Source organism: Mycobacterium sp. NGS11, from assembly GCF_059813315.1.
The window spans coordinates 93,277-117,110 of record NZ_JCALEJ010000009.1 but is presented as its reverse complement, the minus strand read 5'-3'; the positions used below and the strand labels follow the sequence as shown (position 1 = coordinate 117,110).

The following is a 23,834-nucleotide window of genomic DNA, read 5'->3' as shown; positions in this document are numbered from 1 at the left end:
GGCAGTCAGCTTAGTGGCTCGGTTCGGTCCAGGTTCTGGTGTGGTTCAACCAGGTGCCGACAGCTGCGGCCGTCTCGGGCGACAGACGGAATTCGACCGACATCGCGGGCCGGTACGCGCAGTACTGCACCCAGCACATTCGCATGGGCGGTTCCAGCACGGTCACACGACACAGCGCGGTGTCGTCGCGGCCGCGGCGGTGACGGACCAGTCGAAAAGACGTACCCACCTCGAGTCGTTTCTCGCCGGCCACATGTTCGACGGCGTCCCAGGTGTCATACCACTGCGTGATGTCGGCGACGGTGGTGATCAGGTCCCAGACCTGCTCGGGCGGCGCGGCTATGCGTATCGACTCCGACAGGGTCTGCGTTTGAGCGTGGACGGTCATCGGTGCACGCTGTCGGTGGTGGTCCGGGCCGAAACGGTGTCGGGCAGCCGGCGCCCGTCGGGCCGGCGGCCCGAGCTCACTCGCCGGGGCCACCAGAACCAGCGCCCGAGCAGGGCGGCGATCGACGGTGTCATCAGCGACCGCACGACGAGCGTGTCGAAGAGCAGGCCGAGGCCGACGGTGGTGCCGAACTGGCCGATGATCTGCAGATCGCTGAACACGAAGGAGGACATGGTGAACGCGAATACCAGGCCGGCCGACGTCACCACCGCGCCGGTCCCGCCCATCGCGCGGATGATCCCGGTCTTGATGCCGGCGCCGATTTCCTCTTTGAATCGGGAGACCAGCAGCAGGTTGTAGTCCGAGCCCACGGCCAACAGAATGATGACCGCCATCGCTATGACCAACCAGTGCAACCGGATACCGACGATGTCTTGCCATACCAGCACCGACAATCCGAACGAGGCGCCGAGCGACAGCATCACGGTGCCGATGATGACCAGCGCCGCGATGGCGCTTCCGGTGATGACCAGCATGATGATGAAGATCAAGCAGGCCGCGGCGATGCCCGCGATCAGCACATCGTGTTTGGCAGCGTCACTCATGTCCTTGTAGGTCGCGGCCGTGCCACCCAGGTAAATGCCCGCCCCTTCCAACGGGGTGCCCTTGACGGCGTGGCGCGCAGCCTTTTTGATCGCGTCCACGTGCGAGATGCCTTCGGGCGTCGCGGGATCGCCGTCGTGCGTGACGATGAACCGGGCGGCCTTGCCGTCGGGTGAGAGGAACATCGCCAGGCCGCGTTTGAAATCGGGGTTGTCGAATACCTCCGGCGGCAGGTAGAAGGAATCGTCGTTCTTGGCCGCGTCGAAGGCCTGTCCCATCGCCGAGGCGTTCTGTTGTGCGGCATCCATCTGATCCAGCAGTCCCGCGAAGGTGCTGTACATGGTCATCGTCATCGTGCGCATGGTTGTCGTGGCGTCGATGATCGGCGGCAGGAGCGAGATCAGTTGCGGCATCAAAGCATCCAGCCTGTCGGTGTCGTTGACGAGGCCGCCCAGGTCGTCGGTGAGCTTGTCAACGCCGTCGAGCGCATCGAACGCGGACCGCAGCGCCCAGCAGACGGGGATTTCGAAACAATGCCGCTCCCAGTGGAAGTAGCCGCGCAGCGGCCTGAAGAAGTCGTCGAAATCGGCGATGTGGTCGCGCACGTCGGTCGTGTCGGCGACGATCTGCTTCGTCTGGGCCGAGACGTCGTGGGTGGTGCCGGCCAGCCCGCGCAGCAGGGCGAGCATGCGTTGCATGGTGTCGATCACGCCCGCCATCTGGTCGCCGATCGCGCGCATGTCGGCCATGCGGTCGTGCAAATACTTCATGTTCTCGGTCAGCGTGTTGGCTTGCATGCCGATCTGGAATGGGATGGAAGAGTGAGTGATCGGGGCGCCCAACGGCCTGGTGATGGACTGGACCCGTGCTACACCATCGGCCGAAAAGACGCTCTTGGCCACCCGGTCCAGGACGAGCAAGTCGGCGGGGTTGCGCATGTCGTGATCGGTCTGCACCAACAGCAGATCGGGGTTCAGCCGCGCCGGCGAAAAGTGCCGTTCGGCGGCGGCGTACCCGATGTTCGACGGTGTAGTTCGGGGCAGGTAGTTGCGGTCGTTGTAGCTCGTCGTGAACCACGGCAGGGCCAGCAGTCCGACCAGGGCGGTCGCGGTGGTCGCCGCGAGGATCGGCGCGGGCCACCGGACGACGGCGCTGCCCACCCGCCGCCATCCCCGAGTCTTGATTTTCCGTTTCGGATCGAGCAGGCCGAAGCGACTGCCCAGCGTGACGATGGCCGGACCCAGCGTGAGCGCGCCCGCCACCATCGTGAGCATCCCGATCGCGCACGGCGCGCCGAGGGTCTGGAAGTAGGGCAGCGTGGTGAAGCTGAGGCAGAACATCGCGCCGGCGATGGTCAGGCCCGAACCGAGGACCACATGGGCGCTACCGCGAAACATGGTGTAGTAGGCGGCTTCCCGATCGTCCCCCGCCTGCCTGGCCTCTTGATAGCGCCCCACGACGAATATCGCGTAGTCCGTGCCCGCGGCGATGGCGAGTATCGGAAGGATCTGGACCGCAAAGGTCGAAAGCCCGAGGATTCCGTGGCTTCCGAGAAACGCGATCACCCCCTGCACGGCGGGCAGTTCGATGAATACCATGAGCAGCGTCAGCAGGACGGTCACCAACGAGCGGTACACGATCAGCAGCATCAGCACGATGACCCCGACCGTCACACCCATCACCTTGCGGGCGCTCTTGTCGCCGAATTCGAGCTCATCGGTCATCACGGCGGCGGGACCGGCGACGTATGCCTTGAGCCCCGGGGGCGGCGGCGCGCTTGACACGATGCGCCGGATGGCGTCGACGGATTCGTTGGCCAGCGTCTCGCCCTGGTGACCGGCGAGGAAGATCTGAACATAGGCGGCCTTGCCGTCGGCGCTCTGAGAGCCGGCCGCGGTGAGCGGGTCGCCCCAGAAGTCTTGGACGTGCTCGACGTGCTTGCGGTCCTGTGCGAGCTTGCGGATCAGGCCGTCGTAAAACTGGTGTGCCGCGTCGCCCAGCGGTGCCCGGCCTTCCAGGACGACCATGGCGGCGCTGTCCGAGTCGAATTCCCGGAACACCTGGCCGATGCGCTTCATGGCCTGAACCGCGGGGGCGTCGTCGGGGCTCATCGACACCGCGTGCGCTTCTCCGACCTTCTCCAGTTGTGGGACAACGATATTCGTGACCGCGGCGAATCCCAGCCAGAAAAGCAAGATGGGCACCGAAAGCCGGCGGATGGTGCGGGCAATCACGCTGACTTCACCAGGCAGAAGGTCTGGGGGTGGATTCCGGTCGCCGTTCGCTGCGACTTGACCTCGCCGTTCACGGTGATCCGGCAGCCGATGGTCTCGCCGTCTCCCTGGGCGACGACGTTCACGCTGACCGCCGGCGCCGTCGTGGTCACGCTGTAAGTCCACGGCAGCGCCATGCCGTCAACTCGCTGCGGCGCAGCGTTGACGTCGAGATAGTTGATGTCGGCCACGCTGGTCGCCGGCCCGGTGACTTCCAGGGTCACCCTCTTGGGGTTGAAGGGCTTGATGTCATCAGCACGGCCGGCGGCGGCTGATGGTGTGCCCTGCCCGTCGAAGACCCCGTGCAGCCGGTGGACAGCGAAACCGGCCGTGGCCACCAGGACGACGGCAAGCAGCGGAATCCATGCGCGTTTGACCACACCCATCCCTGGCCCCGCTCCCGGTTAGTAGAGTTAGTCAGATAACCAACACAATAGTCGCGATGCTCCGGCGGCGCAATCGCTCAGAAGTGCACGCTTTCCCACGGACTCGATGGCTACACCGCGCATCTTGCCGACAAAACTGATCCCGAGTAAGTTGTAAAACTAACTTATTAGCGCCGTTGCCGTTGGCGATGCGGCCGCAGAAAGGCTGAACAACATGGGTATCAACGCGCATCGGTTTGGTCCATGGGCGGTTGTCACGGGTGCGTCGTCGGGAATCGGCCGCGAGTTCGCCGACCAGCTCGCCGCCGCGGGCATCAACGTGGTTCTGGTGGCGCGGCGCGTGGCCGTGCTCCAAGACTTGGGCGCCGAGCTGAATCACCACTACGGCGTCGAATATCGCGCCGTGGGCGTCGACCTGTCCGACCCCGACATGCTGGCCCCAATCGCCGAGGCCACCAAGGTCATTGACGTCGGACTGCTGGTCTCCAACGCTGGCGCGGCGCTACCCGGACCCTTCCTGAACTCCGACCTGCAGACCCAGCGCGCGATTCTGCGGCTCAACACCGCCGCGCATCTGGACCTGACGCGCCACTTCGGTGAACGACTGGCCGGCCGCGGTCGCGGGGGCATCGTGCTGGTCTCCGCACTGGGAGCGGTGCACGGTGTGCCCTATATGGCGCATACTGCCGCGACCAAGGGCTACGTGGCCACGCTCGGCGCGGGCCTGCACGATGAACTGGCCAAGCATGGAGTGCATGTGACCGTGGTGTACCCGGGACCGACGCGCACCCCGACCATGGCCGAGCTGGGTTTGGATCCTGACAAAATGCCGATACCGCCCATGGCGCCGGACGATTGCGCCCGCGAGGCGCTGCGCGCCCTTGCGCGGAACCGAGCACGCTGCATACCAGGTCGAATCAACCGGGTCACCGCCGCGCTGGTACCCGCGGCGCTGACCCGATCGATGATGTCGCGCATGTTGTCTCGGCCGACAGCGGTCACATCCCATGGATAGGCCGATCTGCCTCATCACCGGAGCTACCGACGGAGTCGGCAAGGCCACCGCGACCGCGCTCGCCGCCAAAGGCCACTCGGTCGTGCTGGTCGCGCGCAACGAGGCCAAGGCGGCCACCGTCACTTCGGAAATCGTCGCGGCCACCAACAACAGCGATGTCGACTACCTCACCGCGGACCTGAGATCGCTCAGTCAACTTCACCGGCTGGCCGACACCTTCAGCGTGCGCTACCCGCGGCTGGACGTATTGATCAACAACGCCGGCATCATCATGCCGCAACGTGTCATCACCGAGGACGGCTACGAGACGACGTTTCAGGTCAACTACCTCGCGCAGTTCTGTCTCACCCAATTGCTGCTGGGCGAATTGGGCAAGAGTCCGCAGGGCAGGGTCATCAACCTGAGCTCGAGCGTGTACCGCGTCGGCAAGTTCGACCCGGACAATCTACAGAGCGAAAACCGATTCTCGACCATCGGCGCATACGCCGCGTCCAAACTGTGCGTGCTGCTGTTCACCATCGAGCTTGCGCGGCAACTCGAACCGACACGCATCACCGCCAACGCCGTGCACCCCGGGATCGTCAGAACACCGATGATGCGCGAAGCACAAGGGGCATTACGTGTGATTTCCTATGCGGCACTGCCCTTTTCTCGGTCCCCGGAACAGGGCGCCGCGACGTCGGTCTTCCTCGCCGATGCACCGGACGCGACGCAGATCTCCGGGCAGTACTTTGCAAACGCCAAGCCGCAGAAAGTCAGGAGGGCATACAACACGCGACAGAATCGGGAGCTGCTGTGGAACCTGAGCAGGGACGCGGTGCGTCTATAGTCCGTGAGTGATATGGCTGACTTAATCGATGTCGACGGTGCCCCCTCGCCGACGCCCGCGGGCAAGCGAGAGCGGCTGATCGCCGCGGCATGTGACCTTTTCTACCGCCAGGGCATCGCGGGCACCACGCTGGCGCACATCGCCGAGGCCGCCGAGGTGCCCCTGGGCAACATGTACTACTACTTCAAGACGAAAGACAACATCGTCGCCGCGGTCATCGAGGCACGTGCCGAGGAAATGCGATCCGCAACCGCTGCTTTGCAGCGCCGCCATGGTAGCCCCAAGGCGCGGCTCAAGGCACTCGTTGCCCTGCTGGCCGACTCGCGCGACACCATCGCCCGCCACGGCTGTCCGTACGGAACGCTCTGTACCGAGCTCGCGAACCAGTCAGCCGAATCACCTTCCCTTACCGCTCCCCTCATGCAAACGCTGCTGGACTGGATCGAGCAACAATTCGATGCGATGGGCCGACGCGACGCACATGACTTGGCGCTCCAACTCGTCATCGCCTATCAAGGCAGCGCGGTCCTGACCAACGCTCTGGCACAACCCGAAGTGATGGCCCGCGAAGCCAAGCGCCTGGAAAAGTGGATCAATGCCCTGGCTGTGAACTAGCGTCATCACTCAGGCAGCTGGGCGGCCCACGGTTCGGGCGCAACGCCGGCGACGCCGATGAGGTAGGCAATGGTGTGGTACCACCCGGCAGTGGCGGTCAGTTCGAGGATTTGTTTGTCGTCGAAGTCGGTGCTGAGGTCGTTGAATAGCCGGTCGGTGACGGTGCTGGTGCGGTGCAGCTCGTCGGCGAGACGAATGATGTTGCGCTGTTGACGATCCCAGCACTTGTCATCAGGTCCTCCGTGCACTGTGGAATACAGCTGTTCATCGGTCAGGCCGAGCGGTTTGCCGAATGCGATAGCGTGCACACCCCATTCGTACTCGGCGCAACACAGGGCGCAGGTTCGCGCGATCATCACCTCGCGCGCCTGCGGGGCCACGATGCGGCTGCCGAGGATGCCGGCGCCGAGCGGGCGCATGCGCGCGGCCAATTCGTCATGGACTGCCAGCGTGCGGAACAACGCCAACGGTGGCACGGCGGAACCGGGCGGCATCCATTTGGTGAGAAGCCGCTCGATCTCGGGGTCGTAGGGAGGCTCCAACGGAGCAATTCGGGCTCGGCGCAACATGACCCACCTCCGCATGCTCTGATTATCGAAGCATGACGATACCGCTGCGAAAATCAGAGCGCAAGGGATCTGCAACGGTTAGGCTGCTGCTGTGCCCGAAAGCTCGAAAGAACCGATCATGGCTCTGCTGGACTTGCTCGGACGCCGTTGGGCGATGCGTGTCATTTGGGAGTTGCGTTCGGAGGAACTGACATTTCGGCAATTGCAGCAGCGCTGCAACGGGGTATCGGCCAGCGCACTCAACAGCAGGCTGCGTGAGCTACGCGAGGCAGGCATCCTCGGCAATGGGCCGGGCGGCTATCAGCTCTCCGAGGAAGGCCGCAGTTTGTTGCAGGCCTACGAGCCTCTGGGCAAGTGGGCCCAGCGGTGGGCGCGACGCCAGAGCAGCGCAGCCTCAGCCTGAGCAACGCGCCGGTGCCGGCGTTCGGCTAGAGCGCAAACGCGGTGCGCAGCGCGCGGACGGCAGCCGCGTCGCCGTCGTACTCGATTCGCCGCAGGGCGGCGTTTCGTTCGCCGGCGTCGGCCCCGAGCCGGGCGGTGACGAGATCCGCCGCCGCGGCCGTCACGGTTACCGCGGGTTCGCCGCGGCCGGCACCGAGGCGACCCTGCGTGACGGCGAATTCGAAACGGCGGCCGTCGATCTCGACGCGGTACGTCGACTCCAGGCCCGCTGCGCCATCGGGGTTGAAGCCGAGCAGTATTCCGGCCAGAAACCCGTTGAGCGGTGATACCGGCGCACCGCCGATCGGATCCAGGTGGTCCACCCCGAACCACGCGAGGCCCTGCAGGATCGGCAGCACCCGCTGCCAACCCAGGTCGCTGAGCGTGTAGACCGTGCGACCGATCGGCGCCGGCAGGTCGGCCCGCTCGACGAGCCCGGCATCCTGCAGCTCCTTGAGTCGCTCGGCAAGCAGATTCGTTGCGATACCGGGCAGTTCGGCCCGTAGGTCGCCGTAGCGACGGGCTCCGCCGACCAGCTCGCGCAGGATCAGCAGCGTCCACCGCTCGCCCAGCACATCGAGGCCGCGCGCGATCGGGCAGTTCTGGTTGTAGTTCCTGCGGGACGCCACAAGGCCACTTTACCTGGAGTTAGACATCTTTTTCAACTTGTTACTTGATTTATTTGTCTATCGGATTTACTGTCTTGTCCATGCGTTCCGACCCCACGTTCCGCGAGCACCCCATTGCCGCGCTCGCCTTCATCTGCCTCGGCGTCTTCGTCATCAGCGTCGACGCCACCATCGTCAACGTCGCACTGCCCACGTTGTCGCGTGAACTCGGCGCCGACACCGCGCAACTGCAATGGATCGTCGACGCGTACACCCTGGTGATGTCCGGGCTGCTGCTCTCAGTGGGCAGCCTGTCCGACCGCTACGGCAGGCGAGGCTGGCTGAACACCGGGCTCGCACTGTTCGCTGCCACTTCTGCGGTTGCCGCACAAATGAATTCGGCGGACGCGTTGATCGCTGCGCGCGCGGCCATGGGCGTGGGCGCAGCGGTGATCTTCCCGACCACGCTGGGCCTGATCACCAACATCTTCACCGATCCGATACCACGCGCCAAGGCGATCGGCGTGTGGGCGGCCATGGTCGGCGTCGGAGTCGCCGTCGGGCCGATCAGCGGCGGATGGCTGCTCGAACACTTCTGGTGGGGCTCGATATTCATGGTGAACATCCCGATCGCGGCTCTGGCCATCATCGGCGCCAGGCTGTTCGTTCCCACCTCGCGCGACCCCGCGGCGCCCCGTGTCGACGTCCCCGGCCTCATCCTGTCCGCGACCGGAGTCACGACGCTGGTCTACACGGTCATCGAGGCACCCACCTGGGGATGGACCGACGGGCGCACCGGTGCCGGATTCGCCCTCGCAGCAACACTTCTCGCGGCGTTCGCGCGCTGGGAACGGCGCAGCACCCATCCGATGCTCGACGTCTCGGTCTTCTTCAACCGCAGGTTCTCCGGCGGCAGCCTGGCGGTGACCGCCGGATTTCTCACCCTGTTCGGCTTCATCTTCGTCATCACGCAGTACTTCCAATTCATCAAGGACTACACCGCGTTTCAGGCCGGCGTGCGCCTGCTTCCGGTCGCCGCCTCGATCGCGCTGGCCAGCATCCTGGGGCCCCGGCTGGTCGAACTCGTCGGCACCACCGCCGTCGTCGCCGCCGGTCTCGCCGTGTTCGCCGCCGGCCTGGCCTGGGCGTCGACCGCAGACGCCGCCACACCGTACATCCAGATCGCCACACAGATGTTGCTACTCGGTGGCGGCCTCGGCCTGACCTTCTCGCCGGCCACGGAGGCCATCATGGGATCGCTGCCGGTGGACAAGGCCGGCGTGGGTTCGGCAGTCAACGACACGACACGCGAACTGGGCGGCACCCTCGGCGTCGCCGTCGCGGGCAGCATCTTCGCATCGGTGTACTCGGGACACCTCGGCGCTTCCGCGCTGACGGGATTGCCCGCCGATGCTATGCGCCACTCGATGGCTCTGGCGCACACGGTGATTCAGCGCCTCCCCGTGCAGCAGGCCGCCCAGGTGCGCGTCGCCGTCGATCGCGCGTTTCTGGACGGGATGCGGGTGAGCTCGCTGGTGTGCGCGGGCATCGCGCTGGGCGCGGCAATCGTCGTCGGCTGGCTTCTCCCGGCCAGGGAACCGGCGCGTCAACAGGAAAGGACGGGAACGCGATGAGCACCGCACCACAAGGCAGCACCTACGTCTTGGGCCACGCCGACGCGGAGGTGCAGCGGCTCCTCCTGCAAGGACGGCTGTACGACCATTACACGAAGCATGCGCTGCGCCTCGCCGGGCTGCGGCCGGGCATGCGGGTGCTCGATATCGGGTCCGGGCCTGGCGACGTGTCGTTTGTCGCCGCGCGGCTGGTCGGTCCGACGGGGACCGTTCTTGGCGTGGACGCCGCGCCGGCGATGGTCGAGCTCGCCCGCGCCCGTGCAGACGAAAAGTCTTTGCCCACAGTGCACTTCATCCTGGACGCGGTCGACGAGGTATCGGTGGACGAACCGGTGGACGCGGTGATCGGCCGGTTGATCTTGATGCATCTGCCCAACCCGGCCGCGACGCCGCGGCGTCTCAGTTCCTTCGTGCGCCCCGGTGGGATCGTCGCGTTCTCGGAGAACGACATCACGGCCACGCACACCACCCCGGACATCCCGCTGTTCGGGCAGGTCGTGGCGGCGATTGTTCGCGCCTTCGAGGCCATGGGGCTCAGCGCCGCGTTCGGTACCACACTGCACCGCGTCTTCGCCGACGCGGGCCTGGGCGCCCCGCACCTCATCCAGGGCGCGCCGACCGGCACGGCCGCCGACACCGATGTGTTGGCGTACGCCGCCGAAGTCTGGCGCCTGGTGTCCCCCGTCGCCGAGCAGCGCGGTTTCTCCGTCGATACCGACATCGACACTTTCGTCGAGCAATTCCGTCAGCTGGCGCTTGAGGCCGACGCCCTGATCACGATGGCCCCGATGATCACCGCATGGGCGCAGGTGCCGAAATGACGGGCATCATCGAAAACCAGTACTCGACCGGACTTTCGCGGCGCTGCATCGAGCGGGCTTTGATCGACGCCGGCAAGGATCTCGATCGTCTCACGCCCGCGGACCTGGCGCCGCTGGAGGACTTTCACACGATGGGCCGCTTCGCCACCGCCCAGTTGGTGGAGGTGTCGGGAATCGCTGCGCCGAACCGGGTTCTCGACGCGGGCAGCGGGATCGGCGGCACCGCGCGCTACCTCGTCGGCAGCTTCGGCTGCGCTGTCACCGCGGTGGATCTCACCGCCGAATATTGCGACACCCACCGCTGGCTGAATCGACTTGTCGGGCTGGATGATTCGATCACCGTTGCGCAGGGCGACGTCACCGCATTGCCGTTTCCCGACGGCTCCTTCGACGTCGTCGTCAGCCAGCACGTTCAGATGAACGTGGCCGATAAGGCGCTCCTGTACAGCGAGGCCCGCCGGGTGCTCGCGCCCGGAGGCCGGCTTGCCCTGTGGGATTTGACGATTGGCGATCGCCGCGCGCTCGACTTCCCGTTACCCTGGGCCGACGCTACCGCCAACAGCCACCTCGTCACCCCCGACGAGCTGCGCACCGTGATCACCTCGGCCGGATTCGCGGTCGAGCACTGGAACGACCTCACCGCCACCGCGAGCTCGCTCATGCAGGCGCTGCTGGCTCAGCCTCCCCAACCACTGGGCCTGCACGCGTTCGTCACCGACTTCGATCGCAAAGCCCGTAACCTCACCGCGGCGCTGGCCGACGGGAGGCTTCGCGCGATCCAGGGCGTCGCCACGGCAATCGGAACCTAGATCTGGCGACACGCATAGCGGGCATGGTGAAGTGGGTATCGGTTAAACCAGTCACCAAGACCAGGAAGCGAGGACCGCCGGTGAGTTCAGCGCTGGGTCTGCCGGAGAAGGTGCGTGCCTGCCTGTTCGACCTCGACGGCGTGCTCACCGACACGGCCAGTGTGCACACCAAGGCCTGGAAGGCCATGTTCGACGCCTACCTGTCCGACCGGGCCGAGCGCACCGGCGACGAGTTCGTTCCCTTCGACGAGGCCGCCGACTACCGCGAATACGTCGACGGCAAGAAGCGCGAGGACGGCGTCCGCTCATTCCTGGAAAGCCGCGACATCCACCTGCCCGACGGCAGCCCCGACGATCCCGACGACGCCGAGACCATTTATGGCCTGGGCAACCGCAAGAACGACATGTTCCAGAAGGTGCTGAAGGAGGACGGCGTCAAGGTGTTCGACGGGTCCCGCCGCTACCTCGAGGCGGTGTCGGCCGCCGGGCTGGGGATCGCCGTGGTGTCGTCGAGCGCCAACACCCGCGACGTCCTCGAGATCACCGGCCTGGACCGGTTCGTGCAGCAGCGGGTGGACGGCGTCACCCTGCGCGACGAACACATCGCCGGCAAGCCGGCCCCCGACTCCTACCTGCGGGGGGCGCAGCTGCTTGACGTCCCCGCCGGCGCCGCGGCGGTGTTCGAGGATGCCTTGTCGGGGGTGGAAGCCGGCCGGGCCGGTAACTTCGGGTTCGTGGTAGGTGTCGACCGGGTGGGCCAGGCCGAGGACTTACGCCGCAACGGCGCCGATGTGGTGGTCACCGACCTCGCCGAGTTGCTGCAATCATGATCACCGACGAATCGTTTCCCGTTGACCCATGGCATGTCCGCGAAACCCAGCTCGACCTCAACCTGCTGGCGAATTCCGAATCCCTGTTCACCCTGTCCAACGGGCACATCGGGCTGCGCGGCAACCTCGACGAGGGTGAGCCGTACGGCCTGCCGGGCACCTACCTGAACTCGTTCTACGAGATCCGGCCGCTGCCCTACGCCGAGGCCGGATACGGCTACCCCGAAGCCGGGCAGACGCTTGTCGACGTCACCAACGGCAAGATCATTCGGCTGCTGGTCGAGGACGAGCCGTTCGACGTCCGCTACGGCGAACTGCTGTCCCACGAGCGGGATCTGGACCTGCGTGCCGGAACGCTGACCCGCACGGCGCACTGGCGCTCACCCGCGGGCAAAGAGGTCAAGGTGGTATCGACCCGGCTGGTGTCCCTGGCCCAGCGGGGCCTTGCCGCCATCGAGTACTGCGTGGAGGCGGTCGACCAGTTCGTGCGGGTGACGGTGCAATCCGAGCTGGTCACCAACGAGGACCAGCCGCAGACATCCGGTGACCCCCGGGTTTCCGCCATCCTGGAGAACCCGCTCGAAGAGGTCGCCCACGAAAACACCGACACCGGAGCGGTTCTCATGCACCGCACGCGCGCCAGCGCGCTGATGATGGCCGCCGGCATGGATCACGAGGTCGACGTCGAAGGCCGCGTCGAGGTCGGCACCGACGCGCGCGCCGACCTGGCGCGAACCACCGTCATCTGTGGTCTGCGCGAGGGACAGAGGCTACGCATCGTCAAATACATCGCGTACGGCTGGTCGAGCATGCGTTCGCGTCCGGCACTGCGTGACCAGGTCGCCGCCGCGCTGCACAGCGGTCGTTATACCGGCTGGCAGGGGCTGCTGGACGCGCAACGCAAGTATCTCGACGATTTCTGGGATTGCGCCGACGTCGAGGTCGAGGGCGACTCCGAATCCCAGCAGGCCGTGCGATTCGGCTTGTTCCACCTGCTACAGGCCAGCGCCCGGGCCGAACGGCGCGCGATCGCCGCCAAGGGGCTCACCGGAACCGGTTATGACGGCCACGCCTTCTGGGACACCGAGGGTTATGTGCTGCCGGTGCTCACCTACACCGCGCCGCACACGGTGGCCGATGCGCTGCGCTGGCGCGCCTCCACCCTGGACTTGGCCCATGAGCGGGCAGCCGAGCTGGGGCTGGAGGGCGCCGCCTTCCCGTGGCGGACCATCCGCGGGCAGGAGTGCTCGGCCTACTGGCCGGCCGGCACGGCGGCCTGGCATATCAATGCCGACATCGCCATGGCCTTCGAGCGCTACCGCGTCGTCACCGGGGACCACGATCTGGAGGCCGAGTGCGGCCTGCAGGTGCTGGTCGAGACCGCCCGGCTCTGGATGACCCTCGGCCACCACGACCGGCACGGCGTCTGGCACCTCGACGGTGTCACGGGCCCCGACGAGTACACGGCGGTCGTGCGCGACAACGCCTTCACCAACCTGATGGCCGCGCACAATCTGCGCGTCGCCGCCGAGGCCTGCAACCGCCACCCCGATGTGGCCAAGGCGTTGGGAGTCACCACCGAGGAGACGGCGTCCTGGCGCGATGCCGCCGAGGCCGCCAACATTCCCTACGACTCCGGGCTGGGCGTTCATCAGCAGTGCGAGGGCTTCACCACCTTCGCCGAATGGGACTTCGAACGCAACACCACCTACCCGCTGCTCTTGCACGAGGCATACGTGCGGTTGTATCCGGCGCAGGTGATCAAGCAAGCCGACCTGGTGCTGGCGATGCATTGGCAGAGCCACGCCTTCACGCCCGAGCAGAAGGCCCGCAACGTCGACTATTACGAGCCGCGCATGGTGCGTGACTCGTCGCTGTCGGCGTGCACCCAAGCGGTGATGTGTGCCGAGGTCGGGCATTTGGACCTCGCGCACGACTACGCGTACGAGGCCGCGCTGATCGACCTGCGGGACCTGCACCACAACACCCGCGACGGCCTGCACATGGCCTCGCTGGCCGGTGCCTGGACGGCGCTGGTGGCCGGCTTCGGCGGCCTGCGCGACGACGAGGGCATCCTGTCGCTGGATCCCCAACTGCCCGACGGCATTTCGCGGCTACGGTTCCGGCTGCGGTGGCACGACTTCCGGGTCACCGTCGACGTCAACCACGACGACGTCACCTACACGCTGCGCGACGGCCCCGGCGGCGAGCTGACCATCCGGCACGCCGGCGAAGAGCTCGAGCTGAGCACCGAATCCGCGACGACAGTCGAGATCTGCCCCCGCAAGCCACTGCTGCCGGCGCCCCAACAGCCGCCCGGCCGCGAGCCCATGCACCGGCGGGCGCTTTCGCGGCGTCACTGAGGGTCGGCGGGCTCGAGAATCCGTTGCACCTCGGCGCCGACCGCGTGGCGTAGTTCGGCATCCGTCAGGTCTTCGATCCCGGTGGCCGAGCGCAGGATTGGGGCGAACAACCGCCAACCGAATTGCAGCGCAAGGGCATTGGCGACCGCGAGCCGGGCCGTGACCTCGTCGTCGTACTGCGGCCGCACTCCGTCGAGCAGCGTCGCGATGTTGGGAAAACGTTTCTGTAGCTGGCCCGCCGGATAGCCGTCCAGGACGGTGCGGGCCATCACCCGCATCTGCCGGTCCAGGGAACTCTCCAGCACGCCCGCGGGCGCATCGGTTTCCAGCAGGGTGCTCAGGTTGGCGCCCAGATGATCGAGCACGGCACCGACCAGTCGCTCCTTGGTGCCGAAGTGGCGAAACACCAATCCGTGGTTGACGTTGGATCGCGCGGCGATGTCGCGGATGGACGTCGCGGCCGGACCGCGCTCGGCGAACAGATCGGTGGCGGCCTCCAGGATCGCCGCGGCAACTTCCGCGCGCCCGGTGGGCGCTTTTCCGCGACCCGTTGCGGAAGTTGTAGTCATCTGACTACACTACCAAATGTAGTCATCTGACTACACCCCTTTTGATTTCAAGGACGACGAAAATGACAGGTCAGTTAACCGTCACCAAGCTGGGCAGCCGCATCGGCGCCCGGGTGGACGGGGTTCGCCTGGGCGGCGATCTCGACCAGGACGCGGTCGAGGAGATCCGCCGGGCGCTGTTGGCCCACAAGGTGATCTTCTTCCGTCACCAGCACCACCTCGACGACTCCCGGCAGCTCGCGTTCGCCGAGTTGCTGGGCACGCCCGTGGGCCACCCGGCCGCCGGCGCCCTGGCCGCCCGGGGCGTCCCGGTGATCACCCCGATCGACTCCGAGTACGGCAAGGCGAACCGCTGGCACACCGACGTGACGTTCGCCGCCAACTATCCCGCGGCGTCGATCCTGCGCGCGGTCAAGCTGCCGAGCTATGGCGGTGCGACGCTGTGGGCGTCGACCGCGGCGGCTTATCAGCACCTGCCCGAGCCGCTGAAAACTCTGGCGGAAAATCTCTGGGCGCTGCACACCAACCGCTACGACTACGTGACCGCGGAAGCGGCCGTGTCGATGAGCGACGCACAGCGGGCGCTTCGGCAGGCGTTCGAAAAGCCGGACTTTCGCACCGAGCATCCCGTGGTGCGGGTGCATCCGGAGACCGGTGAACGCACCCTGCTGGCCGGTGATTTCGTGCGCGGCTTCGTCGGCCTGGACAGTCACGAATCCAGTGTCCTGCTGGAACTGCTGCAGCGACGGATCACCTTGCCGGAGAACACGATTCGCTGGAACTGGGCGCACGGCGATGTCGCCATGTGGGACAACCGCGCGACCCAGCACCGTGCGATCGACGACTACGACGACCAGCCCCGGCTGATGCACCGCGTCACCCTGATGGGCGACGTTCCGGTCAACGTGCGCGGTGAGCGCAGCCGGGTTGTCAGCGGCGCCCCGCTGGACGCGCTCGCAAGCTGATGGTGACGACCCGCAGCGCCCGGCTGCGCCGCGCTCGCGATCGTCACGAAGCTAGCTGGCGTCGGCGGTGGAGCTTATGTGATTGCTCGGCAACCAGCGCAGCGCGCCGGGCGCCTCGGCAGGGACGACGGGCGCCTGGGGCGGGATGGGCTCCAGCCGCCGATACGGCTCGCCCTGCGCGGGGCGCTCGTCGTTCTCGCCGACGTTCGGCCACAACGACGCGGCCCGCTCGGCCTGGGCGGTAATTGACAACGAGGGGTTGACGCCCAGGTTCGCCGAGATCGCCGCGCCGTCCACCACGAACAGCGTCGGGTAGCCGTAAACCCGGTGATACGGGTCGATGACCCCGTGCTCGGCGTTGTCGCCGATCACGGCGCCTCCCAGGAAATGCGCGGTCAGCGGGATGTTGAACAGCTCTCCCCAGGTGCCGCCGGCCACGGCGTCGATCTTGTCGGCGATGCGGCGGGTGACCTGGTTGCCGACCGGAATCCAGGTCGGGTTCGGCTCGCCGTGTCCCTGCTTGCTGGTGTACCAGCGGATGCCCAGCTTGCCGCGCTTGGTGTAGGTGGTGATCGAGTTGTCCAGGTGCTGCATGACCAGGGCGATCAGCGTGCGTTCGCTCCATTGACTGACGTTGAGCAACCGCATCATGCGGCGCGGATCGTCGCGGGCCTGGTCCCACAGCTGCTTCCAGCGCGGCACGTCGCTACCGTCGGGGCCGGTCCCGTCGGTCATCAGCGTCTGCAGCAGCCCCATCGCGTTGGAGCCCTTGCCGTAGCGGACCGGCTCGATGTGGGTGTCCGACGTCGGGTGGATCGACGACGTGATCGCCACCCCGTGCGTCAGGTCGAGGTCCGGGTCGACCTCGAGCTTCCCGGCGCCGACGATGGATTCGGAATTGGTGCGGGTGAGCATGCCCAGCCGATTCGAGAGGCGCGGCAGCAGACCCTGATCGCGCATGTTGAACAGCAGATGCTGGGTGCCCCAGGTTCCGGCGGCCAGGACCACATGCTTGGCCGTGTAGGTGCGCCGGTCGCGGCGCAGCCAACTTCCGGTGCGGACGGTGCGGACCTCCCACAGCCCGTCGGGACGCTGCCGGAAGCGCTTCACCGTGGTCATCGGAATCACTTGCGCCCCAGCCGATTCCGCGAGAGCGAGGTAGTTCTTCAGCAGGGTGTTCTTGGCGCCGTAGCGGCAGCCGGTCATGCAGCAACCACATTCCAGGCACCCGGTGCGCTCCGGCCCCGCGCCACCGAAATACGGGTCCGGCACGGTCTTGCCCGGGGCCTTGGTGCCGTCGGGTCCGAAGAACACGCCGACCGGCGTCGGCACGAACGTGTCGCCACAGCCCATCTCGTCCGCGACCTGTTTGACGATCCGGTCGGCGTCGGTGAAGGTCGGGTTCTCCACCACGCCGAGCATCCGCTTGGCCTGCTCGTAGTGCGGCATCAGCTCGTCGCGCCAGTCGGTGATGTGCTTCCACTGCGGGTCGTTGAAGAACGGTTCCGGCGGCACATACAGGGTGTTGGCGTAGTTCAGCGAGCCGCCACCTACCCCGGCCCCGGCCAGGATCAACACGTTCTTCAGCGGATGGATGCGCTGAATTCCGTAGCACCCCAGCTTCGGGGCCCACAAGAACTTGCGCAGATCCCAGGACGTCTCGGCGAAGTCCTTGTCCTCGAATCGGCGGCCGGCCTCGAGTACGCCAACGCGGTAGCCCTTCTCCGTCAGCCGCAATGCGCTGACGCTGCCCCCGAAACCCGAACCGATGATCAATACGTCGTAATCCGGCTTCATCGCACCAGTATGGCCTTACCCGCAGGTAACAAGCCAGCGCCCGCAGTCAGCTACCGACGGTCAGGCCGACCTTCTGGAACTCCTTGAGGTCGCAATAGCCGGCCTTGGCCATCGACCGGCGCAGCCCACCGACGAGGTTGAGGCTGCCGAACGGGTCGTCGGAGGGGCCGTTGAGCACCTGCCGCAGCGACGGGCGCTCGCCGACCGCGATCTGCAGCAGCGCCCCGCGCGGCAGCGACGGGTGCGCCGCGGCGGCCGGCCAGAACCATCCCTCGCCCAGCGCCTCGGCCGACTCGGCGAGTGGCGTGCCGAGCACCACCGCGTCGGCCCCGCAGGCGATCGCCTTCGCCAGCTCGCCCGAGGTGTGGATGTCGCCGTCGGCCAGCACGTGCACGTAGCGGCCGCCGGTCTCGTCGAGGTACTCGCGCCGCGCGGCGGCGGCGTCGGCGATCGCGGTGGCCATCGGCACGCTGATGCCCAGCACCTCGTCGCTGGTGGTCACTCCCCTGGTGGCGCCGTAGCCGACGATGACGCCCGCGGCGCCGGTGCGCATCAGGTGCAGCGCGGTGCGGTGGTCTTGCACCCCGCCGGCGACCACCGGGACGTCGAGCTCGGAGATGAAGGTCTTGAGGTTCAGCGGTTCGCCGTCGCTGGCCACCCTCTCGGCCGAGACGATGGTGCCCTGGATGACCAGCAGGTCGATGCCGGCCTGCACCAGCACCGGCGTGAGCGCCTGCGCATTCTGCGGGCTGACCCGCACCGCGGTGGTGACCCCCGCCTCCCGGATCCGGGCGACCGCGGCGCCCAGCAGGTCCGGGTTGATTGGCGCGGAGTGGAATTCCTGCAGCAGCCGGATCGCCGCCGAGGGTTCAGGCTCCTTGCTGGCGGCCTCGACCAGCTGCGCGATCTTGGCCTCGACGTCGGCGTGCCGCCCGATCAGTCCCTCGCCGTTGAGCACGCCCAGGCCGCCGAGTTTGCCGAGCTCGACCGCGAACTCCGGCGACACCAGCGCGTCGGTCGGATGGGCCAACACCGGGATCTCGAACCGGTAGGCGTCCAGCTGCCAGGCGGTCGACACGTCCTGCGACGAGCGGGTCCGCCGGGACGCCACGATGCTGATTTCGCTCAGTTCATAACTGCGACGGGCGACGCGGCCCATCCCGATCTCGACCATGTGGGCCTCAGCGTGCGTAGTAGTTGGGGGCTTCGACGGTCATGGCGACGTCGTGCGGGTGGCTTTCCCGCAAGCCCGCCGCCGTGATCCGGACGAACTGCGCCTGTTGCAGCGCCTCGATGCTCGCCGAGCCGGTGTAGCCCATCGCCGCGCGCAGCCCGCCGGTCAGCTGGTGGATCACCGAGGACAGCGGGCCGCGGAAGGGCACCCGGCCCTCGATTCCCTCCGGCACCAGCTTGTCTTCGGAGAGCGCATCGTCGGCGAAGTAGCGGTCCTTGGAGTACGACTTTCCGGTGCCCGAGCCGCGGCCGGCCATGGCGCCCAGCGACCCCATCCCCCGATAGCTCTTGAACTGCTTGCCGTTGACGAAGATCAGCTCGCCGGGGGCCTCGGCGGTGCCCGCCAACAGCGAGCCAAGCATGGCCGTCGACGCGCCGGCGGCCAGTGCCTTGGCGATGTCGCCCGAGTACTGCAGGCCGCCGTCGGCGATCACCGGCACGCCCGCCGGGCCGCAGGCCGCGACCGCCTCCAGAATCGCCGTGATTTGTGGTGCGCCGACGCCGGCCACCACCCGGGTGGTGCAGATCGAGCCCGGCCCGACGCCCACCTTCACCGCGTCGGCCCCGGCGGCGACCAGGGCCGCGGCCGCCGAGCGGGTCGCGACGTTGCCGCCGATCACCTCGACCTTCTCGCCCACCTCGGCCTTGAGCTTGCCGACCATGTCGAGCACCAGCCGGTTGTGCGCGTGCGCGGTGTCCACGATCAGTACGTCGACACCGGCGTCGACCAGCATCATCGCGCGCACCCAGGCGTCGCCGCCGACGCCGACGGCGGCGCCCACCAGCAGCCTGCCGTCACTGTCCTTGGTGGCCAGCGGGTGTTGCTCGGTCTTGACGAAATCCTTGACGGTGATCAGACCGGTCAGCCGGCCGTGGCCGTCGACGATCGGCAGCTTCTCGATCTTGTGGCGCCGCAACAGGCCCAGGGCCGCGTCGGCGGACACGCCCTCCTGCGCGGTGATCAGCGGGGCCTTCGTCATCACCTCGGCGACCTTCTTGGTCTGGTCGACCTCGAACCGCATGTCGCGGTTGGTGATGATGCCGACGAGCGCTCCAGACTCGTCGACCACCGGCAACCCGGAGATCCGGAACCGCGCGCACATCGCGTCGACCTGGGCCAGGGTGTTGTCGGGGCGGCAGGTGACGGGATCGGTGACCATGCCGGCCTCCGAACGTTTGACCATCTCGACCTGGCCGGCCTGTTCGGCGACCGGCAGGTTGCGGTGCAGAACACCCATGCCGCCGGCCCGGGCCATCGCGATCGCCATCCGCGACTCGGTGACGGTGTCCATCGCCGAACTCACCAGCGGCACCTTGAGCCTGATCTTCTTGGTGAGCTGGCTGGAAGTGTCCGCGGTCGCGGGGACCACGTCGGAGGCCGCGGGCAGCAAGAGCACGTCGTCGAACGTCAGCCCGAGCATGGCGATCTTGTGCGGGTTGTCGCCTCCGGTGGGCACCGGGTCATCGACCAGGCCACCTACCCGCACATAAGCACTGCCGACGAGGTCGGAACTGTCTTCCAGGTGGGACGTGCCACGGGTCATCTCCTGCGCCCTCCAAACGATGCGGAGTGAGAGGCCCATCCTATCGGCTCGCCTCCCGCGGTAGTCGGCTTGCTCGGGCGCGCCGCCCGCACCAAACGAAGGGAATGGCGCGTGGGCTCCCTGCTGGCGTTATCCCCGGCGGGCTGCGTAGGCTAGGGGCGTGCGCGACCACCTCCCACCGGGTTTGCCGCCCGACCCCTTCGCCGACGACCCTTGTGATCCGTCGGCTGCGCTGGAAGCCGTCGAGCCGGGCCAGCCCCTGGATCAACAGGAGCGGATGGCCGTCGAGGCCGACCTCGCCGATCTGGCCGTGTACGAGGCACTGCTGGCGCACAAGGGCATTCGCGGACTCGTGGTCTGCTGCGACGAATGTCAGCAAGATCACTACCACGACTGGGACATGCTGCGCGCGAACCTGCTGCAGCTGCTGATCGACGGGACCGTGCGTCCGCACGAGCCCGCCTACGATCCCGAGCCGGATGCCTACGTCACGTGGGATTACTGCCGGGGCTACGCGGACGCGTCGCTCAACGAGGCGACGTCCGACGCCGACGGTTTCCACCGCCGGCACTGATCACTCACTGATTCGGGCTTAGCGGCGCCACCGGGGGTGGCGTCTGCCCGTGATGGTGATGCTTGCTTGGACTCGGCGGCACGCTCGGCGGGCTGAGCGGCGCGGGCGTGGCCACTTTCGTCGGTGCGACCGAGGCGGCGGGCGGCGCCGCCGGAATCGCGGTGGCCGGCCCGGGTGGCGCCGCGGGAGGCGAGGCGACCGGCAGCGTGGCGTTCGGGTCGCGCGCATCGACCTTGGCGTTCAACAGCTTCAGCTGGTTCGTCAGGTCTTGTTTGCTGGCCGGGTCGTCGATCGACTGCACCAGGCTGCTCACCTCGGTCAGCTGATTCTTGGCCTGCTCCCACTGCCCCCGGTCGATCGATTCTTGGACCTTCGCCAGGTCGGCCTTGGCGGCGAGCATCTCTTGACTTCCGTGTACCTGGGGTTCGTCGAAGAACATCGCGTGCAACCCGTACAGGGTGCCGCCGGGGCGGGCCTCGACCACCATGGCGCCGAACCCACTGAGCACTATCAGCGCCGCGGCGACCGATCCGATGACGGCCAGGCCACGATGGCCCCGCGGGCGCTCGGCCAGTCCGGTCCGCAACGCGTTCACCGCCTCTTCGGGCGTCACCAGCGCGCTGGCCGGCGGCCACCTCAGGTTGTCGCGCCAGTCCTCCAGCAAGGAGGTCAGCACCTCGACGTCGGGGTCCTCGACATCCACCGGCCGGCGCTGCGCGAGCGCATCGAGCAGCAGGTCGGTGCGGGCGAATTCATCCAGGGATTCAGGCACAGTCACCTGCCGCGATCATCTCGGACTTCAACCGCGACAGAGCGCGGTGCTGGGCAACTCGGACCGCCCCGGTGGTACTGCCGACCGCGGCGGCGGTCTCCTCGGCGGACAACCCGACGACGACACGCAGGATCAGGATTTCGCGCTGCTTGGCGGGCAGGATCTCGAGCATTTCGCTCATCCGGCTCGCCGAATCGGCTTCGATCGCAAGCTGTTCGGGTCCCGCGTCGTTCGACCACCGCTCGGGAATCGTGTCGGTGGGATAGGCCAGATCGCGTCCGGCGGCCCGGTGCGCATCGGCGACCTTGTGGGCCGCGATGCCATAGAGGAAGGCCAGGAAGGGGCGTCCGCGATCGCGATAACGCGGCAGTGCCGTGATAGTCGCCAAGCACACCTCCTGTGCCACGTCATCCGCTGACAGCCCACCCCGATCGACCGTGCCGACACGCGCTCGGCAATATCGGACGACGATCGGACGGATGGTCTCCAGCACCTCCCTCAATGCGTTGTGGTCTCCGGTGACGGCCTGGGCGACCACGGCGTCGAGACGTTCCCCTGCTGGAATTGTCATCGACGGTGATCTCTCCAACGTTACGAAGCGGACACATCGCGGCCCAACCGGGCTAACTTACGAAATGACGATAACGGGCGGGGAGCCGTTTCAAGCGGAACGCCACGTCCCTCCGGCGCGCCGCACCTGGCCTGCGCAGACATCGCGGATTTCGTGCAGCTGATGTGTTGAAAACGTGACACTTTCGATATCGATCAGCAAGCAAGCCAGCGCCCAACGAAGCGGCAGCAGCCCCAACCGCTCGGTGGTCTGCAGCGCGGCGTCGGCGACCGTGCGGGCGCGCTCGAGATCGCCCGCGCAGCACAGCGCGGCGGCGAGCACCACATCGCTTTTCACCCGGTGCCGCGGCGACGCGACGGCCATGCCCGCCGCGAGCTTCACCCCCTCGCCGGCAAGGCGGACGGCGGCGTCGCCGTCGCCGCGTGCCATCGCGAGCTCGGCGGCCACCCATCGTCGACGCACCGGCAGCCGGTCGGGCACCGCAGAGTCGGTCGATGCCAGCAGCGGCTCGGCGCGCGCCAGCAGCGTCTCGGCGGCCGCGAAGCGCCCGACGCCCAATGCGTCTGCGGCCAGCCCGATGAGGGCGTCGGCGCACGCCTCGGGATCTCCGGCGGCCAGCGCGAGGGCGCGGCCGTCCCAGCCGCGGGCCAGGGCGTGCCAACCGAGTTGGCGCAAAAACGACCCCTGCGTGCTCATGCCCAACGACGCCAGCCGCCCGGCCGGTCCGCTGCGCCGCAGCGCCGCGAGGTCGCGGAATGCAGCGCCGTACCGTCCCTGCCCCCCGGCCGCGACGGCGCGCAGCCACAGCTGAGCCGGGGTCGTCGCCGAGGGCAGCGGCCAGCTATCGGGCCGGTCGCCGAAGGCGGCGTCGGCCAACTGCCGCCCAATCAAGGAAGTGTGACGAGTTTCAATCACAATGATGTAGTAAACAGTTTGTGGTCTTCATGTTACCGATCCGTTAATCACTATAGCCCATGGATAAATTTGTCTTATCCCTCGTCCGCGGGCTGAGCTGGGAAATCGCGTTTCCGCCAACTGCCTGGTAGCACGGCCCCCGTTTCGCATTTTCAATGGAGATGAACGCAAAGTAAATTTTGCTCCAACGGGCACATACTTTGTCCGGCTAACTGGCTATTGACGGAAATTCACCGCGGCCCCTAACGTCTACGGATGACGGGAAGTCATCGGTGACCCCACTCCACTTAATTTAAGTTGCATCAATCGCTTTCACGAGCCTGACCTCGAGCGGACGGTGCAGAGAGGGAACGAACCAATGCCACAGCCGGAACAGCTACCTGGACCCAACGCCGACATCTGGAATTGGCAACTGCAGGGCGTGTGCCGCGGCGTTGACTCATCGATGTTCTTCCACCCCGACGGAGAGCGTGGCCGGGCCCGCATGCAACGCGAGCAGCGCGCCAAGGAAATGTGTCGGCAGTGCCCGGTGATCCAGGCGTGCCGCTCGCACGCCCTCGAAGTCGGTGAGCCCTACGGGGTTTGGGGTGGCCTGTCGGAGTCCGAACGCGACATGTTGCTGAAGGGCGACATCGGGCGCGGGCGCGCCATCCCCCGCAGCGCCTGAGCAACGCTCGCATCCCGCAGGGCATCGCCAGCCGGTTGCGCCG

24 protein-coding genes are annotated in these 23,834 nt (G+C 67.1%); 12 read left to right on the top strand and 12 right to left on the bottom strand.

The genetic code is table 11. The annotated features are described in order from the left end of the window. Window positions 1–10: 10 nt before the first annotated feature. The 3 genes from AC5Y4T_RS13570 to AC5Y4T_RS13560 are packed head-to-tail and all read right to left on the bottom strand — an operon-like array spanning window position 11 to window position 3,644. A complete protein-coding gene (locus AC5Y4T_RS13570) occupies window positions 11–388 on the bottom strand; it encodes an SRPBCC family protein (protein WP_499953658.1) in 378 nt (125 codons plus the stop codon). Beyond that, on the bottom strand, window positions 385–3,225 hold the full coding sequence (locus AC5Y4T_RS13565; RefSeq protein ID WP_499953654.1) for an MMPL/RND family transporter: 2,841 nt from the start codon (window positions 3,223–3,225) through the stop codon (window positions 385–387). Before AC5Y4T_RS13565 ends, AC5Y4T_RS13570 begins: the two co-directional genes overlap by 4 nt. Then, window positions 3,222–3,644: an MmpS family transport accessory protein gene (locus tag AC5Y4T_RS13560; RefSeq protein ID WP_499953765.1), complete on the bottom strand. Its 423-nt coding sequence runs from the start codon at window positions 3,642–3,644 to the stop codon at window positions 3,222–3,224. Before AC5Y4T_RS13560 ends, AC5Y4T_RS13565 begins: the two co-directional genes overlap by 4 nt. Window positions 3,645–3,864: 220 nt before the next feature. Here AC5Y4T_RS13560 and AC5Y4T_RS13555 point away from each other — a divergent pair, with 220 nt between their 5' ends. From AC5Y4T_RS13555 to AC5Y4T_RS13545, 3 genes are read left to right on the top strand one after another with little or no spacing between them, the layout of a single operon-like run. Continuing rightward, on the top strand, window positions 3,865–4,665 hold the full coding sequence (locus AC5Y4T_RS13555; protein ID WP_499953650.1) for an SDR family NAD(P)-dependent oxidoreductase: 801 nt from the start codon (window positions 3,865–3,867) through the stop codon (window positions 4,663–4,665). After that, window positions 4,658–5,494, top strand: coding sequence for an SDR family NAD(P)-dependent oxidoreductase (locus AC5Y4T_RS13550; protein WP_499953647.1), 837 nt, complete (start codon window positions 4,658–4,660; stop codon window positions 5,492–5,494). Before AC5Y4T_RS13555 ends, AC5Y4T_RS13550 begins: the two co-directional genes overlap by 8 nt. A gap of 12 nt (window positions 5,495–5,506) precedes the next feature. Beyond that, window positions 5,507–6,109 (top strand): TetR/AcrR family transcriptional regulator, encoded by a 603-nt coding sequence (locus tag AC5Y4T_RS13545; protein ID WP_499953644.1) that lies wholly within the window; start codon window positions 5,507–5,509, stop codon window positions 6,107–6,109. Window positions 6,110–6,114: 5 nt separating this feature from the next. Here the strand turns inward: AC5Y4T_RS13545 and AC5Y4T_RS13540 are convergent, their stop codons facing one another. Further along, window positions 6,115–6,693, bottom strand: a complete 579-nt coding sequence (locus AC5Y4T_RS13540; protein WP_499953642.1) for a carboxymuconolactone decarboxylase family protein — start codon at window positions 6,691–6,693, stop codon at window positions 6,115–6,117. Between the two features lie 76 nt (window positions 6,694–6,769). On the opposite strand from AC5Y4T_RS13540, the gene AC5Y4T_RS13535 reads away from it, so the two are divergent. Beyond that, window positions 6,770–7,081: a winged helix-turn-helix transcriptional regulator gene (locus AC5Y4T_RS13535; RefSeq protein ID WP_499953639.1), complete on the top strand. Its 312-nt coding sequence runs from the start codon at window positions 6,770–6,772 to the stop codon at window positions 7,079–7,081. 25 nt (window positions 7,082–7,106) lie between these two features. On the opposite strand, the gene AC5Y4T_RS13530 is transcribed toward AC5Y4T_RS13535, so the two are convergent. After that, the gene (locus AC5Y4T_RS13530) at window positions 7,107–7,748 is read right to left on the bottom strand and encodes a winged helix-turn-helix transcriptional regulator (protein WP_499920548.1); all 642 of its coding nucleotides are present in this window, start codon (window positions 7,746–7,748) and stop codon (window positions 7,107–7,109) included. Between the two features lie 80 nt (window positions 7,749–7,828). On the opposite strand from AC5Y4T_RS13530, the gene AC5Y4T_RS13525 reads away from it, so the two are divergent. The 5 genes from AC5Y4T_RS13525 to AC5Y4T_RS13505 are packed head-to-tail and all read left to right on the top strand — an operon-like array spanning window position 7,829 to window position 14,184. Then, complete coding sequence (locus AC5Y4T_RS13525) at window positions 7,829–9,361, top strand: MFS transporter (protein ID WP_499953636.1); 1,533 nt, start codon at window positions 7,829–7,831, stop codon at window positions 9,359–9,361. Then, entirely contained in the window at window positions 9,358–10,182 is an 825-nt protein-coding gene (locus tag AC5Y4T_RS13520; RefSeq protein ID WP_499953633.1) for a methyltransferase domain-containing protein, read from the top strand. Before AC5Y4T_RS13525 ends, AC5Y4T_RS13520 begins: the two co-directional genes overlap by 4 nt. Then, window positions 10,179–10,991 (top strand): class I SAM-dependent methyltransferase, encoded by an 813-nt coding sequence (locus AC5Y4T_RS13515; RefSeq protein ID WP_499953630.1) that lies wholly within the window; start codon window positions 10,179–10,181, stop codon window positions 10,989–10,991. Before AC5Y4T_RS13520 ends, AC5Y4T_RS13515 begins: the two co-directional genes overlap by 4 nt. 23 nt (window positions 10,992–11,014) lie before the next feature. Then, on the top strand, window positions 11,015–11,821 hold the full coding sequence (locus AC5Y4T_RS13510) for a beta-phosphoglucomutase family hydrolase (protein WP_499947712.1): 807 nt from the start codon (window positions 11,015–11,017) through the stop codon (window positions 11,819–11,821). After that, window positions 11,818–14,184, top strand: a complete 2,367-nt coding sequence (locus AC5Y4T_RS13505) for a glycoside hydrolase family 65 protein (protein ID WP_499953627.1) — start codon at window positions 11,818–11,820, stop codon at window positions 14,182–14,184. Before AC5Y4T_RS13510 ends, AC5Y4T_RS13505 begins: the two co-directional genes overlap by 4 nt. On the opposite strand, the gene AC5Y4T_RS13500 is transcribed toward AC5Y4T_RS13505, so the two are convergent. Beyond that, entirely contained in the window at window positions 14,178–14,753 is a 576-nt protein-coding gene (locus AC5Y4T_RS13500; RefSeq protein ID WP_499947715.1) for a TetR/AcrR family transcriptional regulator, read from the bottom strand. The genes AC5Y4T_RS13505 and AC5Y4T_RS13500 overlap by 7 nt on opposite strands. A 62-nt stretch (window positions 14,754–14,815) precedes the next feature. On the opposite strand from AC5Y4T_RS13500, the gene AC5Y4T_RS13495 reads away from it, so the two are divergent. Then, complete coding sequence (locus tag AC5Y4T_RS13495) at window positions 14,816–15,718, top strand: TauD/TfdA dioxygenase family protein (protein ID WP_499953624.1); 903 nt, start codon at window positions 14,816–14,818, stop codon at window positions 15,716–15,718. A gap of 51 nt (window positions 15,719–15,769) precedes the next feature. On the opposite strand, the gene AC5Y4T_RS13490 is transcribed toward AC5Y4T_RS13495, so the two are convergent. Genes AC5Y4T_RS13490 through guaB form a run of 3 tightly spaced genes read right to left on the bottom strand, consistent with a single transcriptional unit; the run spans window position 15,770 to window position 20,292 of the window. Beyond that, window positions 15,770–17,515, bottom strand: a complete 1,746-nt coding sequence (locus AC5Y4T_RS13490) for a GMC family oxidoreductase N-terminal domain-containing protein (RefSeq protein WP_499953619.1) — start codon at window positions 17,513–17,515, stop codon at window positions 15,770–15,772. 46 nt (window positions 17,516–17,561) lie between these two features. Beyond that, window positions 17,562–18,689 carry a GuaB3 family IMP dehydrogenase-related protein gene (locus AC5Y4T_RS13485; protein ID WP_499953616.1) on the bottom strand — a complete coding sequence of 376 codons (1,128 nt, stop codon included), beginning with the start codon at window positions 18,687–18,689 and terminating at the stop codon, window positions 17,562–17,564. Window positions 18,690–18,696: 7 nt separating this feature from the next. After that, entirely contained in the window at window positions 18,697–20,292 is a 1,596-nt protein-coding gene (gene guaB / locus AC5Y4T_RS13480) for an IMP dehydrogenase (protein ID WP_499920568.1), read from the bottom strand. 160 nt (window positions 20,293–20,452) lie between these two features. Between guaB and AC5Y4T_RS13475 the strand changes: the two genes are divergently transcribed. Beyond that, window positions 20,453–20,866 (top strand): DUF5319 domain-containing protein, encoded by a 414-nt coding sequence (locus AC5Y4T_RS13475; protein ID WP_007773416.1) that lies wholly within the window; start codon window positions 20,453–20,455, stop codon window positions 20,864–20,866. 4 nt (window positions 20,867–20,870) lie between these two features. Here AC5Y4T_RS13475 and AC5Y4T_RS13470 read toward each other — a convergent pair whose 3' ends face one another. The 3 genes from AC5Y4T_RS13470 to AC5Y4T_RS13460 form a co-directional block, all read right to left on the bottom strand. Continuing rightward, window positions 20,871–21,644 carry an anti-sigma-D factor RsdA gene (locus tag AC5Y4T_RS13470; RefSeq protein ID WP_499920570.1) on the bottom strand — a complete coding sequence of 258 codons (774 nt, stop codon included), beginning with the start codon at window positions 21,642–21,644 and terminating at the stop codon, window positions 20,871–20,873. Then, the gene (locus AC5Y4T_RS13465) at window positions 21,631–22,209 is read right to left on the bottom strand and encodes a sigma-70 family RNA polymerase sigma factor (protein ID WP_067353183.1); all 579 of its coding nucleotides are present in this window, start codon (window positions 22,207–22,209) and stop codon (window positions 21,631–21,633) included. The genes AC5Y4T_RS13470 and AC5Y4T_RS13465 overlap by 14 nt, the downstream gene beginning before the upstream one ends. A gap of 90 nt (window positions 22,210–22,299) precedes the next feature. Then, on the bottom strand, window positions 22,300–23,124 hold the full coding sequence (locus AC5Y4T_RS13460; protein ID WP_499947724.1) for a hypothetical protein: 825 nt from the start codon (window positions 23,122–23,124) through the stop codon (window positions 22,300–22,302). Window positions 23,125–23,482: 358 nt separating this feature from the next. On the opposite strand from AC5Y4T_RS13460, the gene AC5Y4T_RS13455 reads away from it, so the two are divergent. Next, window positions 23,483–23,791 (top strand): WhiB family transcriptional regulator, encoded by a 309-nt coding sequence (locus tag AC5Y4T_RS13455; RefSeq protein ID WP_499947725.1) that lies wholly within the window; start codon window positions 23,483–23,485, stop codon window positions 23,789–23,791. The last annotated feature ends 43 nt before the right edge of the window (window positions 23,792–23,834 follow it).